Genomic DNA, 14,796 nt, shown 5'->3' with positions numbered 1-14,796 from the left:
CTGTGTCACTTTTTTAAGAAATATTTGACGCCACGCGTTGCGGGCCGGCCATGCGTTGCGAGCGGGCCCTCAGCCAATCCCGCCCCGCATGGGCGAACACCGCGCACAACACGATGACGCCGCCGATCATGCTGGCGGCTGGTGCAATCTCGCCCAGGAACAGGAAGGCAAACAGGATCGCGAACGGCACTTCGGCCGAGCCGAGCAGTCCGGATTCGGCCGGCGGGATGAGCCGCGCGCCCTCCGTCCACAGGATCGAGGACAACGCAAAGGACGCGCCGAACGTGGCGAGCAGAACGGCATCCCTTTGCGAAACCGCCAGCGGATCGGTGACGAACCAGCCGAGCAGGAACAGCAGGAACGCCGAAACCGCGCCGGCCCACACCACCGGCGTGTCGCGGAACGCGCGCACCATGATCATGTAGAGGCCGCTGCCGATGGTCATCAGCAGTGCCAGTCCGTCGCCGAACAGATTGCCGGTGCCGAAGCCGGACCAGACCATGATCGCCACGCCGCACAGCGACACGGCGGCGGCGACCATCGTCTGCAACCGGAAGGGTTCGCGCGTCAGAACCCAGGCCAGCAGCGCGGTGACGAAAGGTGCTGTGGCATAGATGACCGCGACATTGGCGACGAAGGTGAACTTGAACGCCGAGATGAAGGCGATGCTGGCCAGAGCTCCCTCTACCGCCAGCAGCCAGCCGCGCCAGCCAAGCCGCAGCGTTTCGCGGTTACCGGAACGGTGACGCCGCCACAGCACATAGAAGCTGATCAGGATGGCGCCGACAAAGCCGCGCCAGCAGATGATGGTCAACGGGTCGGCATGGATCGACTTTGTCAGAACACCGGTCAGGCCGAAAACGGCAGCTGAGGACGACACCAGGATGATGCCGAGTGTGCGCTCTGCGGCGGTGTCGGTGGCGGCTGCAATGTCAGTCATGCAACCAGCCTACGCCGCTTGGTCCTGACATCGTAGTGTCAGCAATGATGGTGATCCACATCATAGGCGTTTGCGAAAATGCTCGGTGCCGACGATCAACAGGCCGGCGGCGACGATCAGCGCAGCGCCCAGGAACACCTCGCGGCGCGGCACGTCGCCCCAGATCGCAAAGCCGAGTGCGAATGCCCACAACAGCGAGGTGTATTCCAGCGGCGCGAGGACCGAAGCCGGTGTGCGCTTCATGCCTTCGAACAGAAGATATTGTGCCAGGCCCCCGAGTGCGCCGACGCTGGCAAGGAGCAGCAACTGAGCCCCGTCCGGTGTCCGCCACAACAACAATGCCGGCACCGCCGAAAACAGCAGGAAATAGAAATTGTTGAGCAGGAGCTGGATCATCGAGCGCTCGGCAAGGGCGGTCTTGCGCAAGAGCACGATGGCAATGCCCCACAAGAAGGCCGCCGCCAGCACCAGCAGCACCGGCACGGACAGGCCGAGATGGGTCGGATCGCAAGCGACGAACACGCCGGCAAAGCCGATCAGCACCGCCAGCCAGCGCAGCATCGGCACCTTTTCGCCGAGCAGGAACACTGAAAGCACTGTGACGATGATCGGGGCCGCATAATAGACGGTGGTCAGCTCGGCGAGCTGCAGGCTGCGCGCGGCGTTGTAGTAACACAGCCACGCAGCAAGCGTGAAGGCACTGCGCACCAGCATCGGCCGCACGATCGGCGACCGCATCGTGTCGGCAAACAACTGTCGTCCGCCGATCGCCGCGCACGCGCCCAGAATGGCAATGCTGCGGAAGAACATGATCTGCCAGACGCTCATGCCGACGACCAACAGCTTGATCGAAGCATCCTGTGTCGAAAACAGCAAATAGGCCGCACCGGTCAGCAGGATGCCTGCAAGCACCCGCTCGCGTGTTTCGAGAATGGCGATATCGGCCATAAGGCGCGTGGGACCAAATTGCCGGAGCGGCAGAATGCTGTGAGGAGCGACACGAGGAGCTGTGAATTCAGTTCTCTCGGCACCAAGCTATAAGGGCGAAAATCGCTGCGGCGCTACGCCAGCCCGCTGGTTATGTTGGGGCAGGGGTCCATGCCGAGCTGCACTGTCGCCAAGCCTACTGCGTCGCCTGGTAAAGCTCCGAAGCGGCTTCTTTCAGCGCGCGTCGGCCGTCGGACCTGAAATACATCATGTGCCCGCCCTCGACGACATCGAGACGGATAGGCTTGGCATCGGCGAGCGATGGGATCTGGTTCACCAGGTAGCGCGAGGCGAGGTAAGGCGTGACCAGGTCGGTGTAGCCGTTGACGATCACGACACCAAGCGAAGGGTTCAGTGAGCGTGCGCGCTGCAGATCGTCCATCACTCCGGCATAGCCTTGCCGCGAGGCGCTGGTCCCGTAATCCCATTTGTGGCTGATTTCGCCATTGAGCAGCCGATAGCTGACATCGGTGCGGAAATTCAATTCGTCACGGATATAGCCGACGAAAGCCGACGTCAGCGCCGGCACGCTGCGGTCGAGCACCGGATCCGGGCCGGCGATGCGGGCGCTCTCAGGCGCGATATCGGCTGTGCCGATCGTGGCGTCATAGGGGCTGAGCACCTTGCCGCTGGCACGGGCGAACTCCCTTGCGAACAGGCTGGTGGGGATGCGAGCGGAGTTCCGTTGCACCAAATCGAGTGGCAGGCCGGTGATCTCAGCGACGCGCTGGCTCGCCAGCCGTCTGCCTTGCTCCAGTCCGCTGGTGATTGCCGTAAGGTAATCGCCCATCGCATAATGTTCGACTTCGGCCAGCTTCTCCCGCAATGCATCGCCGCTGACGCCTTCGGTGCGTAGCCGCACCGCCGCCAGTGACGGCAGTTCGAGCGCCCAATGCAGCGGCTCGAATTCGTCGGGCTGCACCAGCGTGAACTCCAGCGCTGGCGAGATCAGCACGATGCCGTTCGGACTGATGCCGATATCTTCCTGCAATGTCCTGGCGAGCAGCGCCGCGCGGAACCCGCCATAGCTTTCGCCGGCGAGGAACAGCGGCGACCCGGTGCGGCCGTTCTGCGCGAGATAGAGCCGGATGAAGGCGCCAATCGAGCTGGCATCCTGGTTGACGCCCCAGAAATCGCGCGTGTCCTGCCCCGGTGCCTCGCGGCTGTAGCCGGTCCCCACCGGATCGACGAAGACGAGATCCGTCATGTCGAGCCAGCTGTCCGGATTGTCGATCAGTCTTTGCGGTGAGGGCAGGAGTTCGCCATCGGCTCCCGTCGCGATTATCCGTGGACCGAGTGCGCCGAGATGCAGATAGGCGGACGCTGCTCCAGGGCCGCCATTGAACACGAAGGTGATCGGCCGCTGCGGGTCTTTGGCCACGCTCGCCGGCGGCTCCAGCGTGTAGGCGACATAGAAGATCTCCGCCGTGACGTCGCCGTTGCCCGACAGCAGCGACAGGGTCGCTGCCTTTGCCTGGTAATCCAGCTTGCGCCCGGCCAGTGTGGTCGAATGGTTGGTTGTCTGCGGAGGCGGCAGCAGGGACAGCACGCCGCCTGCGGGTGCCGGTCGCTCCGCCGTTTCAGCCAGGACGGGCTGCGCCAGAACGGCGAGCATCGATAGGATAAGACAGATCAGTTTCAGCTTGACCGGCATGATGGCTCCGCGACAACGACTCCCGCATAGGTATGGCCGAGATGATCGAAGTCAAAGGAAATGGCTGTTTTGAACTTGCAACGGCTTGCGCTACTGTGGCCCGAATGCAGTCGAACGTTTCCCTCGATCAGTTTGGACACTGGAGCGGCGGTGTGGCGGCTGCGGCCCTGGCCGCGACGCCTGAAGAACTGTCCGCTCGCTTCACAGCGGCGGCGAGCGGGCTGCTTGGCTCCGACCGCGCCTATGTCGGCTTTTACCGTCGCGACATCACATCCCTGACCATCGACGATGCCGGCCCCGATCGCTGGAACCGCGACTACGATGCACGACTGTATCGCCAGGATCCCTTCTTCCAGAGGTTCGCCAGCACAAGACAGGATTTCCTGTTGCCGCTGTCGGCACTCCGCAATGGCGACTTCCAGCGTACCCCCTACTATCGCGAATTCTTCGGCCCTTCCGACAGTTTCGACGAGATCACCGGCGTGTTCAATCTCGACGGGCTGACCGCTGGCTATGTCACCTTCCTGCGGCGAAACGGGGCACCGGCCTTTGGCGATCAGGATCTGGAGATGGCTTGCGCGGCAAGCAGCGCGACAAGGCTCATTCTGCAAAGATTGCTTCATCTGTGCCGCTCCCGGGACAAGGGCGCCGCAATCGGTGACGGACGCTCGCGGCTGAGCAGGCGCGAGGCCGAGGTTGCGCGGCATCTGGTCGAGGGTGGCAACGCCAAGACGATTTCGCGAAGCCTCGCCGTCTCGCCCGGCACCGTCCGCAACCACATCAAGCAGATCTACCGCAAGCTCGGCGTGCACTCCCAGGTCGAGCTGCTGGCGGCCTTCCGCGAAGCCGCTTGAGCCTGACGGCTTCCGCCGGCGCTATTGCCCCGTCACGATGCGCGTCCACATGCGGTTTTGTGATCGCAGCAGCTTTGGGTCGTTGTTGTCGACCACGAACAGCTTGGCCTTCACGGCATCAGGCGGAAAGACGCCGGGATCGCTGGCTATCGCCTTGTCCATCAGCGGCAGGGATTCCGGTATCGCATTGGCATAGGAGACATAGCTGGAATTGGCCGCGGCGATATCGGGCCGCAGATTGAAGTTGATCCAGGCCTGGGCGTTGTCGGGATGCGGCGCATCTTTCGGCACCACCATCGTATCGAAGTTGATGAGCGTGCCTTCTCTGGGGATGGAATAGGCGATCTCCAGCTTCTTCACGGATTCCGCCGCACGGGTCCTTGCCTGAAGTATGTCGCCCGACCAGCCCAACACCACGCAGATGTCGCCGTTGGCGAGGTCGTTGATGTATTTCGACGAATGGAAATAGCGGATGTAGGGCCGCACCTTGCCCATCAGGTCCTCGACCTTGGCGAGGTCGTCGGGACTGGTCGATCTGGGGTCGATGTGAAGATAGTTCATCGCCATCGGGATGACTTCAGCCGGCGCATCGATCATGGCCACGCCGCAATCGGAGAGCTTCTTGACCAGGTCCACGTCGAAGACCATGGCGAAGGAATCCGTCGGCGCGTCCGGCAGCCGCTGCTTCACCGCGGCGACGTTGTAGCCAATGCCGTCGGTGACGGCCATATAGGGCACGGCATGCAGGTTCTGCGGATCGGCGCCCGCGATCAGCGCCAAGGCCTGCGGATCGATCTTCGAATGGTTGGCAAGCTTCGATTTGTCGAGTTCCAGGAACGCCCCCGCCTTCACCTGGTTCTTCAGGAACGGATAGGCTGAGGGGTAGACTACGTCATATCCCGAGCCGCCGGTGAGCAGCTTGGTTTCAAGTACCTCGTTGCCGTCATAGACATCGTAGCGAACCTTGATGCCCGTTTCCTTCTCGAATTTCTCGGCGGTGTCCGGCGCGATGTAGTCGGACCAGTTGTAGACGTTGACGATCTTTTCCTCGTCAGCCGAAGCCGCATTTGCGCAGACGCCGCAGGCAAGCAGGGTTGAGAAGATCAGAGCGCGCATAAATGTCCTCCGTTTTCGCTATCTGTTTTCGGCATGCGTCGTCCCTCAGCGTCGCTGCGGGGCATAGACCGGCAAGGTGATGCAGGCGACATTGCCGCCGCCCAGCAAGATCTCGCGCGAGTTCTCGATGCCGACTATCTTGTGGTCGGGAAACAGCTCGGCCAGCGTCTGCTTGGCCTTCACATCGAGATCGCAGCCGAACTGCGGTACCACCACGACGCTGTTGCCCGGATAGTAGTTGATGTAGCTCGCCGCGATCCGGTTTCCGGCCGGTCGCGCCCAGGTCGAATCCAGCCGGTCCACGCTCTCGCTTTCTTCCGGCGTCATCTCGATCGGCAGGGGATGCGGCAGCCGGTGGATCTCCAGTGCGCGGCCACGCGCATCACGGGCCGAACGCAGCACCTCTTCGGCTTCTCGCACAATCTCATATTGCGGGTCCTCCCGATTGTCGGTCCAGCTCAGCACGACCACGCCGGGACGCACGAAGCAGCAGACGTCATCGACATGGCCGTCGGTTTCGTCGAAGGCAAGGCCACGCGGCAGCCAGATGACGGTGTCGACGCCGAGATAGTCACCAAGCTGGCGTTCCACCTCGGCCTTGCCGAGATGAGCGTTGCGATTTCGGTTGAGCAGGCATTGCTCCGTCGTGATGAGGGTGCCCTGGCCGTCGCATTGCAACCCGCCGCCCTCGGCGATCAGCGGTGCGCGGTAGCGATCCATGTTCTCGATTTCGAGCACTTTTTGCGCTGCCAGATCATCGAGGTCCCATGGCGCGTAGAGGCCGCCGTCAAAACCGCCATAGGCGTTGAAGATCCAATCGACGCCACGCACGCCGCCTTGATCGTTGACGACGAAATTGGGACCGCTGTCGCGCAACCAGGAATCGTTGGTGGACATCTCCACGACACGCACATGGCCGGGCAATCGCGCTCGGGCATTCTGCCACTGGCGAGCGGAGGCCGCCACCGTCACTGGCTCGCTTTGCGCGATCGCCGCGGCGACATCCACGAACAGCTTTTGCGCGGGCTTGGCGCCGAGGCGCCAGGTGTCCGGCCGCTCCGGCCAGATCAGCCAGCAGCCTGACTTTGGTTCGAATTCGCCGGGCGCGCGAAACCCATCCTGTTTCGGCCTTGTCGAGAGGGTACGGGGCATCTTGGGACCGCCGGGAAATGGAGTGATGACTTGCCCGGATCAGACGTTTTTGGGACCTTGTCCGTCAATGTCCCATTTGGGATATCGGTGTTGACCGCTGTCTCCTGTTGCGGAACGGCATTGCCTTGCCACGGTGATCGGCGCAAATCTCGACCGGACGGCGTATGCCGGTGACGCAAGCAGTCGACGAAAGGGGAAAAGCGGATGGATGCGACCGAACTGAAGGCCATGCAGGCGCCGCTGAAGCAGGCCTACCGTGACGATGCTTCGCAGGCTCTGATCACGCTTCGCGCCAAGGGCTCGATCGATGACCAGTCGGTTGCCTGCAAGGTGGAGACGGGCAGGGCGCTCGCCATCGCCGGCTTGCATCCGGCAACAGGCGGCTCAGGGCTTGAACTCTGCTCGGGCGACATGCTGCTGGAGGCCTTGGTCGCCTGCGCCGGGGTGACGCTCAAGGCGGTGGCGACGGCGCTCGAGTTCAAGCTCGGCGCCGCCACGGTGGAGGCCGAAGGCGATCTCGATTTTCGCGGCACGCTCGGTGTCGCCAAGGATGCACCGGTCGGCTTTCGCGCCATCCGGCTCAATTTCAACCTCGACACCGCTGAGCCGCAGGAGCGGGTAGACTCGCTGCTGAAGCTGACCGAGCGTTATTGCGTGGTGTTCCAGACCATCAGCCAGAAGCCGGAGCTGACGGTGAGCGCACGCCGCTGATGCTTACTGCGCCGACGGTTCTTCGGCGTCGCCCTCGTCAGTGAAGGGCGAGGCGCTCGGCACGCATTGCACCGACCAGCCGGCCGGTGTCGGCTGCTTCTGATATTCGGTGATGGCGGCGGTGCACTGTTCGCGTTTGTCGAAGGTGCTGGGCAGCACGACCATGCCGCCTTGCGGGCCGGCGATTACCAGATACCAGACCAACGCTGCTGCGGTCGTAGCCATGGGGATTTCCTTGTTCTGCCAGTTGGGCGCTGTTGTGGGAGTCGCTGTGACCCTACCAACTCCATGGAAATGACGAAAGCCTGACCGCCGCACAGCTTCCCGCCGTCACATCACAGCCGCGTGATGTGACGGGGGTTTCCAGCCCGATTTCGAAGCGCAATCGGCTCAGTTGGTGGCAAAACAATAGAACAAGCCATCGCCCCCGGTGCCCTTGAGCGCCTCCTGGCTGCAGCCGCCGCGCGAGGCGTGCGAGGAATTCCAGGATTTGGCCGCTGCCGAATCGTCGAGACCGGCGCGGTCATGATGGCCCATCATCGCGGCGCCTTCCGCCCCGCTCATCGTCCAGTTGCCGCAGGTCTGGTCGGCGATCTTGGTGCCGTCGGGCTTGGAGCCGGTCAGCACGTCGTGGCGGTTGGGCGTGTCGCCGCGGCCGTTGACCGCTTCGCCTTTCTCGTTGAGCGCTGTCTGTTTGGTGATGCCGTTGGCATCGCTGTGCAACGAGGCGACATCGTCGGCGATCTTGACGCCCTTGGCGTTCACCCATGGCCCCTTGCCGATGCGGTCGCGGGCGTCGGTGTCGCTGGTCGACAGATAGGCGGCCCAACTCTTGCCGGTGACGCCGGCGGCTTCCGCCAACGACGCGCAATGCGCGTCGGCGCCCTTGAGGCCGCCGAGGTCGGCACCCTTGCCGGAACCGACACTGGTGACGAAGAAGCTCATCTTGGCATCTTGCGAGTAAGCGGCGCCCGCGGCTGCGATCAGGGTGGCGGCGGTGGCGAGAAGCAGTTTACGCATGTCGGTCCTCCGGTTGGTCTTCGACGGGTTACATCAGAAGAAACGTTGCCGGAGGCCTGTTTAATCCCTACGCATGTCGCCTAAAAGTATGCAGTGGTTTTTGGGAAACCGACATGCGGCAAAAAAGGCTCTAGTTTTATTCCGGCTGGCGATAGGCGACGAACCGATTGTGCTTGGCCTGAAAGATCAATCCGGTCTCTTTCAGGTCCGGGCTGGCCAGCGGCACGATGCGTTTGGCGATCTCGGAGGGATGCGGCAACGTCTCGGGATCTTCGCCCGGCACTGCTTGGGCACGCATGGCGGTGCGGGTGGCGCCGGGGTCGGCGGCATTGACCCGGAGCGGCAGGCTCTGCGTCTCATGCGCCCAGGAGCGCATCATCGTCTCCACCGCGGCCTTGGACGCCGCGTAGGGTGCCCAGAAGGCACGCGCCGAGTGCGCTGCGTTGGAAGACAGGATGATCGCTCGTCCAGCGTCGGAGAGCCGCAGCAGGGGGTCGACGGAGCGGATCAGCCGCCAGGTCGAGGTGACGTTGATGGTCATCACCTTCTCGAAGGTTTTTGCTTCGACATGACCGATCGGCGAGATGACGCCGAGCACGCCGGCATTGGCGACGAGAATGTCGAGCTTGCCCCAGCGTTCGTGGATGGCGCCGCCCAGGCGGTCGATACCGGCCATGTCGGCGAGGTCGAGCGGCACCAGTGTCGCCTGGCCGCCGGCCGCCTTGATCTGGTCGTCGAGCTCTTCCAGTCCTCCGACAGTGCGCGCCACCGCAATGACATGCGCGCCGGCGGCAGCCAATTCCTTGGCAATGAAATAGCCGATACCGCGCGAGGCGCCGGTGACGACCGCAACGCGGCCGGAAAGGTCGAGGGTCATGCGATGGATTCCGGGAATTTGACTAACGCTGATGACGGTCCGGCCTACGTCCCGCTCGTCGCCAGCAGCGACAGCGTGCGCACATTGTCGTGGCCTTCGAAGTCGAGCAGGCGGGTCGGATACTGGCCGGTGAAGCAGGCATCGCAGAATTGCGGCTGGTCGTTGTCGCGGCTGGCCTCGCCGACCGCGCGGTAGAGCCCGTCAATGGTGAGGAAGCCGAGCGAATCGACGCGAATGAACTCGGCCATCTCCTCGATCGACATGCGCGATGCCAGGAGCTTCGATTTCTCCGGCGTGTCGACACCGTAGAAACAGGAGGCGCGTGTCGGCGGTGAGGCGATGCGCATATGCACCTCCTTGGCGCCGGCGTCGCGCACCATCTGCACGATCTTCTGGCTGGTGGTGCCGCGCACGATGCTGTCGTCGACCAGCACCACGCGCTTGCCCTCGATCATGCGGCGGTTGGCATTGTGCTTCAGCTTGACGCCCATGTGGCGGATCGAATCGCCCGGCTGAATGAAGGTGCGGCCGACATAATGATTGCGGATGATGCCGAGCTCGAAGGGAATGCCTGCGGCCTGGCTGAAGCCGATCGCCGCCGGCGTGCCCGAATCCGGCACCGGCACGACGATGTCCGCCTCGACCGGGCTTTCAACCGCCAGCTCGGCGCCGATGCGCTTGCGCACCTCATAGACGTTGCGGCCTTCCACCGAGGAATCCGGCCGCGCGAAATAGACATATTCGAAGATGCAGAAGCGGGTCTTCTGCGGCTCGAAGGGGAACAGGCTCTCGATGCCCTTGGAGGTGACGACGACCATCTCGCCGGGCTTCAGGTCACGAACGAAACGCGCGCCGATGATGTCGAGCGCGCAGGTTTCGGAGGCCAGGATCCAGGCGCCGTCGAGATCGCCGAGCACCAGCGGCCGGATGCCGAGCGGATCGCGGCAACCGATCATCTTCTTGGCCGTCATCGCCACCAGCGAAAAGGCACCCTCGACCTGCCGCACCGCATCGATGAAACGCGAGTTGAGGTCGCGCTCCTTGCTGGTGGCGACGAGGTGCAAAAGCGTCTCGGTATCGGAGGTGGAGGAGAAGATCGCGCCTTGCTTCTGCAGCGCGCGCTGCACGGTCATGGCGTTGGTCAGATTGCCGTTGTGGGCGACGGCGAAGCCGCCATCGGCCAATTCGGCGAAAAAGGGCTGGATGTTGCGCATGCCGGCGCCGCCGGTGGTGGCGTAGCGCGTATGGCCGATGGCGCGGTTGCCTTGCAGGCTGTCGATGACGCGCTGCTTCGTGAAGGTGTCGCCGATCAGGCCGACATGGCGTTCGACATGGAACTGGCTGCCGTCATAGGAAACGATGCCGGCCGCTTCCTGGCCGCGATGCTGCAGCGCATGCAGGCCCAATGTAACGATGGCCGCGGCGTCCTGCCGGCCGAAAATGCCGAACACACCGCATTCGTCGTGGAAATGGTCGTCGGCCTCGGCGGAAAGCACGTCGTCTGCGTCTGCCATCTTAAGCTCCGCTAAAATCGCCATATAATGCGGGTTCGCGCCGAAAGCAACGCGGGCCGTGCGGTCGTTCACACCATCGTCGGATCCTGACGCCGTTTTCGGCGTCAGTTTGCCGGTGCCGCCGGTGCCGGAGCGTTGTTGGCCGGAGGTGTTGCGTCATTGTCGTCAGGCGCTGGTGTGTTGGCATCGTCGCCGCCTGCCGGAGCATCCGCAGCCGGTGCGTCCGGAGCAGCTGGCGTCTCGGCGGCCGGCTGATTCGGATTGAGCTTCTTGAGAATCGCGTTTTCCGGATCCTCGGGCAGCAGGCTTTCGAGCTTGGCGCCGATCTGCTCCAGCAGCGGCCGCGACTTGGCCTCCGTGACCCAGGCCGGTGCCTTGGCGCCAGCCAGCCAGTTGAAGAACAGCAGTGCGACGGCGACGACCAGGATGCCGCGCGCGGCGCCGTAGAGGAAACCGAGCGTACGGTCGAGCGCGCCGATCCGCGAATCGATGATCCAGTCGGCGAGCTTCATGGTGATGACCGATACGACGATCAGCGCGACGATGAAGACGACGCCGGCGGCGGCCGCCATGGCGATCTTTTCATTCTCGATGTAGGGCGCGAGGTAAGGCACAACCGGCTTGTAGAAGAAGAACGCCGCCGCTGCCGCCGCTGCCCAGGAGACGACGGACAGGACTTCGCGCGAAAAGCCGCGAACCATGGCGAGCATCGCCGAGACCAGAGTGAAGCCGACGAGAATTCCGTCAAGCAGCGTAATCGGCATGTCTTTCGCCCCACTCCATGAGCCGCATTATAGCGCGGAACATCGGGCTCTGGGTCCGATGCTCTAATCTTCTTCGTCCACGCGGCTTCGGCGTGAGCCGGCTATGCGTGCCACGAGGTCGGCAAGCTCGGTCGGCTGGAGAGAACCGGCCCCGATCCCCCCGGCCAGTTCCCCGCTGCCCGAAGGCAGAACCGCGCTTCCAAAACCCAGCTTTTCGGCTTCCTTGAGGCGCTGTTGCGCATGCGCAACCGGCCTCACGGCGCCCGAAAGGCTGATTTCGCCGAAATAGACGCAATCGGCGGGAAGGGCAAGACCGGTGAGCGAGGAAACCAGGGCGGCCGCCACTGCCAGATCGGCCGCGGGCTCCGAAATCCGGTAGCCTCCGGCGACGTTGAGATAGACATCGTGGCTGCCGAAGCGCACCCCGCAATGGGCTTCGAGAACTGCCAGGATCATAGACAGCCGGGCGCCGTCCCAGCCGACGACGGCGCGGCGCGGCGTGCCGAGCGAGGAGGGTGCGACCAGTGCCTGGATCTCGACCAGCACCGGCCTTGTCCCCTCCATGCCGGCGAAAACCGCGGCCCCGGGCGATTTTGCATGGCGCTCGCCAAGGAAAAGCTCGGACGGATTGGCAACCTCGCGCAGGCCCTTGTCCGACATTTCGAAGACGCCGATCTCGTCGGTCGGTCCAAAACGGTTCTTCACCGTACGCAGGATGCGATAGTGATGGCCGCCTTCGCCCTCGAAGTAGAGCACGGCGTCGACCATATGCTCGACGACACGCGGCCCGGCGATCTGGCCTTCCTTGGTGACATGGCCGACCAGCACGATCGCAGCACCCGTGGATTTCGCATAGCGGATCATCGCCTGGGCGGCAGCGCGCACCTGTGTGACGGTGCCCGGTGCCGAATCGGCAAGGTCGGTCCACAGCGTCTGGATCGAATCCAGGATGACGAGATCAGGCCGCTTGCCGTCGGCGATCGTCGCCAGGATGTCCTCGACATTGGTCTCGGCGGCAAGTTCCACCGGAGAAGATGCGACGCCAAGCCGCTGCGCCCGCAGCCTGATCTGCGCGACCGCCTCTTCGCCCGAGACATAGACGATGCGGTGGCCCTTTGACGCCAGTGCCGCGGCCGCCTGGGTGAGCAGCGTCGATTTGCCGATACCAGGATCGCCGCCGACCAGCAGCGCCGAGCCGCGCACGAAACCGCCGCCGGTGGCGCGGTCGAGTTCGCCGATGCCCGAAATGATGCGCGGCGCATCCTCGATGTCGCCGGACAGCGTGGTCAGCACCACCGCGCGGCCCTTGCGGGCATTGCGCGTGTTGGCTGGTCCTGAGCCGATGCCGCCGGACGTGCCTTCCTCGACCAGCGTGTTCCACTCGCCGCAGGCATCGCATTTGCCGGCCCAGCGCTGATGCACCGATCCGCAGCTCTGGCAGATGAATTGGACCCGGGATTTGGCCATCAGAGAGATGCCACGCGGTGACAGGCTGGCGGGGCAGCGCCCCCCTCTGGCCTGCCGGCCATCTCCCCCTCGAGGGGGGAGATTTGCAGCTTCAGCCCTTGCGCCTTCTTTTCAACGCCAAAAATTGGCGAAAGGATCGATGACATCCAATCTCCCCCCTGGAGGGGGAGATGTCCGGCAGGACAGAGGGGGGCGCCAAGGAACGAGACCTGTCTCAATAGGTCACTCGAACCTTTCCGGCAGATGATGCTCCTCGGCGAGGTCGGAGAAGCGGGTGAACTCGCCCTGGAAGGCAAGGCTGACTGTGCCGGTCGGTCCGTGGCGCTGCTTGGCGATGATCACTTCGGCCTTGCCCTGGACCTCGATCATCTTCGTCTCCCAGGCGAGATGCTCGGGCGTGCCTTTCTCCGGCTCCTTGTTCTTGATGTAATATTCCTCGCGGTACACGAACAGCACCACGTCGGCGTCCTGCTCGATCGAACCCGATTCGCGCAGGTCGGACAGCTGAGGATGTTTGTCGTCGCGGCTTTCGACCTGACGCGAGAGCTGTGAGAGGGCGATGATCGGCACACCCAGCTCCTTGCCGAGCGCCTTCAGCCCGGTGGTGATCTCGGTGATTTCCTGGACGCGGTTCTGCGATGCCTTGGCGGACGAACCCTGCATCAGCTGGATATAGTCGATAACCATCAGATCCAGCCCGCGCTGGCGCTTGAGGCGGCGCGCGCGAGCCGCGAGCTGGGCAATGGAAATACCGCCCGTCTGGTCGATGTAGAGCGGGCGCTTGTGGTTCTCCTGCGTGTAGGCGACGAGCTTGCCGAAATCGGCCTCCGTCAGATCGCCGCGCCGGATCTTCGACGATGGGATCTCGGTCTGCTCGGAGATGATGCGGGTGGCCAGCTGCTCCGACGACATTTCGAGCGAGAAGAAGCCGACGACGCCGCCATTGGCCGCCTTGACCGAGCCGTCGGCCTGTTGGGCGGGCTCATAGGCGGCAGCGATGTTGTAGGCGATGTTGGTTGCCAGCGACGTCTTGCCCATGCCTGGGCGGCCGGCGATGATGATCAAATCCGACGGCTGCAGCCCGCCCATGCGATGGTCGAGATCGCGCAGGCCGGTGGCAATGCCGGACAGGTGGCCATCGCGCATATAGGCCGCGCTGGCCATGTCCACGGCATTCTTCAACGCATCGGAAAAGCTTTCGAAACCGCCGTCGTAGCGGCCGTTTTCGGCCAGCTCGAACAGCCGCCGCTCGGCATCCTCGATCTGTTCGCCGGGCGCCATGTCGACCGGCGCGTCATAGGCGATGTTGACCATGTCCTCGCCGACCGTGATCAGCGCGCGGCGCGTCGCAAGGTCATAGATGGCGCGGCCATAGTCGGTGGCGTTGACGACGGTCACAGCCTCGACCGCCAGCCGCACGACATATTGCGCCATCGTCATGTCGCCAACCTTCTCGTCGGCGGGCAGGAAGGTTTTCAGCGTGATCGGCGTCGCGACCTTGCCCATGCGGATGAACTCGGACGCCACCTCGAAGATCTTGCGGTGCAGCGGCTCGTAGAAATGGCTGGCCTTGAGGAAGTCCGAGACGCGATAGAAGGCGTCGTTGTTGACGAGGATGGCGCCGAGCAGCGCTTGCTCGGCCTCGATGTTGTTGGGCGCTTCACGATAAAGCGGTGTTTCCGCCACGCCGAATTTTCGCGCTGCTTCTGCCATGATATCCCCGATTTCGATCCCGGCCTT

At 63.6% G+C, this 14,796-nt stretch carries 14 protein-coding genes; 2 read left to right on the top strand and 12 right to left on the bottom strand.

Annotated features, from left to right (window positions below):
• Positions 1-13: 13 nt before the first annotated feature.
• The 3 genes from NKJ67_RS30090 to NKJ67_RS30080 form a co-directional block, all read right to left on the bottom strand.
• Positions 14-940 (bottom strand): DMT family transporter, encoded by a 927-nt coding sequence (locus NKJ67_RS30090; protein ID WP_127272333.1) that lies wholly within the window; start codon positions 938-940, stop codon positions 14-16.
• Between the two features lie 60 nt (positions 941-1,000).
• Positions 1,001-1,888: a DMT family transporter gene (locus NKJ67_RS30085; RefSeq protein WP_127321134.1), complete on the bottom strand. Its 888-nt coding sequence runs from the start codon at positions 1,886-1,888 to the stop codon at positions 1,001-1,003.
• 175 nt (positions 1,889-2,063) lie between these two features.
• The gene (locus NKJ67_RS30080; RefSeq protein WP_352584874.1) at positions 2,064-3,581 is read right to left on the bottom strand and encodes a S10 family peptidase; all 1,518 of its coding nucleotides are present in this window, start codon (positions 3,579-3,581) and stop codon (positions 2,064-2,066) included.
• Positions 3,582-3,733: 152 nt separating this feature from the next.
• Between NKJ67_RS30080 and NKJ67_RS30075 the strand changes: the two genes are divergently transcribed.
• Positions 3,734-4,435, top strand: a complete 702-nt coding sequence (locus tag NKJ67_RS30075; RefSeq protein WP_352584872.1) for a helix-turn-helix transcriptional regulator — start codon at positions 3,734-3,736, stop codon at positions 4,433-4,435.
• A gap of 21 nt (positions 4,436-4,456) precedes the next feature.
• Here NKJ67_RS30075 and NKJ67_RS30070 read toward each other — a convergent pair whose 3' ends face one another.
• Together NKJ67_RS30070 and aguA are read right to left on the bottom strand one after the other, a co-directional pair.
• Positions 4,457-5,551, bottom strand: coding sequence for a polyamine ABC transporter substrate-binding protein (locus NKJ67_RS30070; RefSeq protein ID WP_352584870.1), 1,095 nt, complete (start codon positions 5,549-5,551; stop codon positions 4,457-4,459).
• A gap of 45 nt (positions 5,552-5,596) precedes the next feature.
• Complete coding sequence (aguA, locus tag NKJ67_RS30065; RefSeq protein ID WP_127321130.1) at positions 5,597-6,703, bottom strand: agmatine deiminase; 1,107 nt, start codon at positions 6,701-6,703, stop codon at positions 5,597-5,599.
• Between the two features lie 204 nt (positions 6,704-6,907).
• Between aguA and NKJ67_RS30060 the strand changes: the two genes are divergently transcribed.
• Positions 6,908-7,414 carry an OsmC family protein gene (locus NKJ67_RS30060; protein ID WP_127269953.1) on the top strand — a complete coding sequence of 169 codons (507 nt, stop codon included), beginning with the start codon at positions 6,908-6,910 and terminating at the stop codon, positions 7,412-7,414.
• A 3-nt stretch (positions 7,415-7,417) separates the two neighbouring features.
• On the opposite strand, the gene NKJ67_RS30055 is transcribed toward NKJ67_RS30060, so the two are convergent.
• The 7 genes from NKJ67_RS30055 to NKJ67_RS30025 form a co-directional block, all read right to left on the bottom strand.
• A complete protein-coding gene (locus tag NKJ67_RS30055) occupies positions 7,418-7,639 on the bottom strand; it encodes a hypothetical protein (RefSeq protein WP_013532531.1) in 222 nt (73 codons plus the stop codon).
• Positions 7,640-7,804: 165 nt separating this feature from the next.
• Positions 7,805-8,434, bottom strand: a complete 630-nt coding sequence (locus tag NKJ67_RS30050; RefSeq protein WP_127267854.1) for a hypothetical protein — start codon at positions 8,432-8,434, stop codon at positions 7,805-7,807.
• A gap of 136 nt (positions 8,435-8,570) precedes the next feature.
• The gene (locus NKJ67_RS30045) at positions 8,571-9,311 is read right to left on the bottom strand and encodes an SDR family NAD(P)-dependent oxidoreductase (RefSeq protein ID WP_013532529.1); all 741 of its coding nucleotides are present in this window, start codon (positions 9,309-9,311) and stop codon (positions 8,571-8,573) included.
• A 44-nt stretch (positions 9,312-9,355) separates the two neighbouring features.
• On the bottom strand, positions 9,356-10,825 hold the full coding sequence (purF, locus tag NKJ67_RS30040) for an amidophosphoribosyltransferase (RefSeq protein ID WP_013532528.1): 1,470 nt from the start codon (positions 10,823-10,825) through the stop codon (positions 9,356-9,358).
• A 104-nt stretch (positions 10,826-10,929) separates the two neighbouring features.
• Positions 10,930-11,589, bottom strand: coding sequence for a CvpA family protein (locus tag NKJ67_RS30035; protein WP_127267853.1), 660 nt, complete (start codon positions 11,587-11,589; stop codon positions 10,930-10,932).
• Between the two features lie 63 nt (positions 11,590-11,652).
• Positions 11,653-13,056 (bottom strand): DNA repair protein RadA, encoded by a 1,404-nt coding sequence (gene radA, locus NKJ67_RS30030; protein WP_352584866.1) that lies wholly within the window; start codon positions 13,054-13,056, stop codon positions 11,653-11,655.
• A 222-nt stretch (positions 13,057-13,278) separates the two neighbouring features.
• On the bottom strand, positions 13,279-14,769 hold the full coding sequence (locus NKJ67_RS30025) for a replicative DNA helicase (protein ID WP_127261333.1): 1,491 nt from the start codon (positions 14,767-14,769) through the stop codon (positions 13,279-13,281).
• Between the last annotated feature and the right edge of the window lie 27 nt (positions 14,770-14,796).

Origin of the sequence: Mesorhizobium sp. M0088, assembly GCF_040322895.1 — a bacterium.
In the GTDB taxonomy this organism is placed as follows: domain Bacteria; phylum Pseudomonadota; class Alphaproteobacteria; order Rhizobiales; family Rhizobiaceae; genus Mesorhizobium.
Note: the sequence above shows the minus strand (reverse complement) of the source record. Positions and strands in the feature narration are given on the sequence as shown.

Bases quoted from the DNA above. Each gene is read 5' to 3' on its own strand.
- NKJ67_RS30090 (WP_127272333.1), bottom strand. From the start codon at position 940: ATGACTGACATTGCAGCCGCCACCGACACCGCCGCAGAGCGCACACTC.
- NKJ67_RS30085 (WP_127321134.1), bottom strand. From the start codon at position 1,888: ATGGCCGATATCGCCATTCTCGAAACACGCGAGCGGGTGCTTGCAGGC.
- NKJ67_RS30080 (WP_352584874.1), bottom strand. From the start codon at position 3,581: ATGCCGGTCAAGCTGAAACTGATCTGTCTTATCCTATCGATGCTCGCC.
- NKJ67_RS30070 (WP_352584870.1), bottom strand. From the start codon at position 5,551: ATGCGCGCTCTGATCTTCTCAACCCTGCTTGCCTGCGGCGTCTGCGCA.
- aguA (WP_127321130.1), bottom strand. From the start codon at position 6,703: ATGCCCCGTACCCTCTCGACAAGGCCGAAACAGGATGGGTTTCGCGCG.
- NKJ67_RS30060 (WP_127269953.1), top strand. From the start codon at position 6,908: ATGGATGCGACCGAACTGAAGGCCATGCAGGCGCCGCTGAAGCAGGCC.
- NKJ67_RS30055 (WP_013532531.1), bottom strand. From the start codon at position 7,639: ATGGCTACGACCGCAGCAGCGTTGGTCTGGTATCTGGTAATCGCCGGC.
- NKJ67_RS30050 (WP_127267854.1), bottom strand. From the start codon at position 8,434: ATGCGTAAACTGCTTCTCGCCACCGCCGCCACCCTGATCGCAGCCGCG.
- NKJ67_RS30045 (WP_013532529.1), bottom strand. From the start codon at position 9,311: ATGACCCTCGACCTTTCCGGCCGCGTTGCGGTCGTCACCGGCGCCTCG.
- purF (WP_013532528.1), bottom strand. From the start codon at position 10,825: ATGGCAGACGCAGACGACGTGCTTTCCGCCGAGGCCGACGACCATTTC.
- NKJ67_RS30035 (WP_127267853.1), bottom strand. From the start codon at position 11,589: ATGCCGATTACGCTGCTTGACGGAATTCTCGTCGGCTTCACTCTGGTC.
- radA (WP_352584866.1), bottom strand. From the start codon at position 13,056: ATGGCCAAATCCCGGGTCCAATTCATCTGCCAGAGCTGCGGATCGGTG.
- NKJ67_RS30025 (WP_127261333.1), bottom strand. From the start codon at position 14,769: ATGGCAGAAGCAGCGCGAAAATTCGGCGTGGCGGAAACACCGCTTTAT.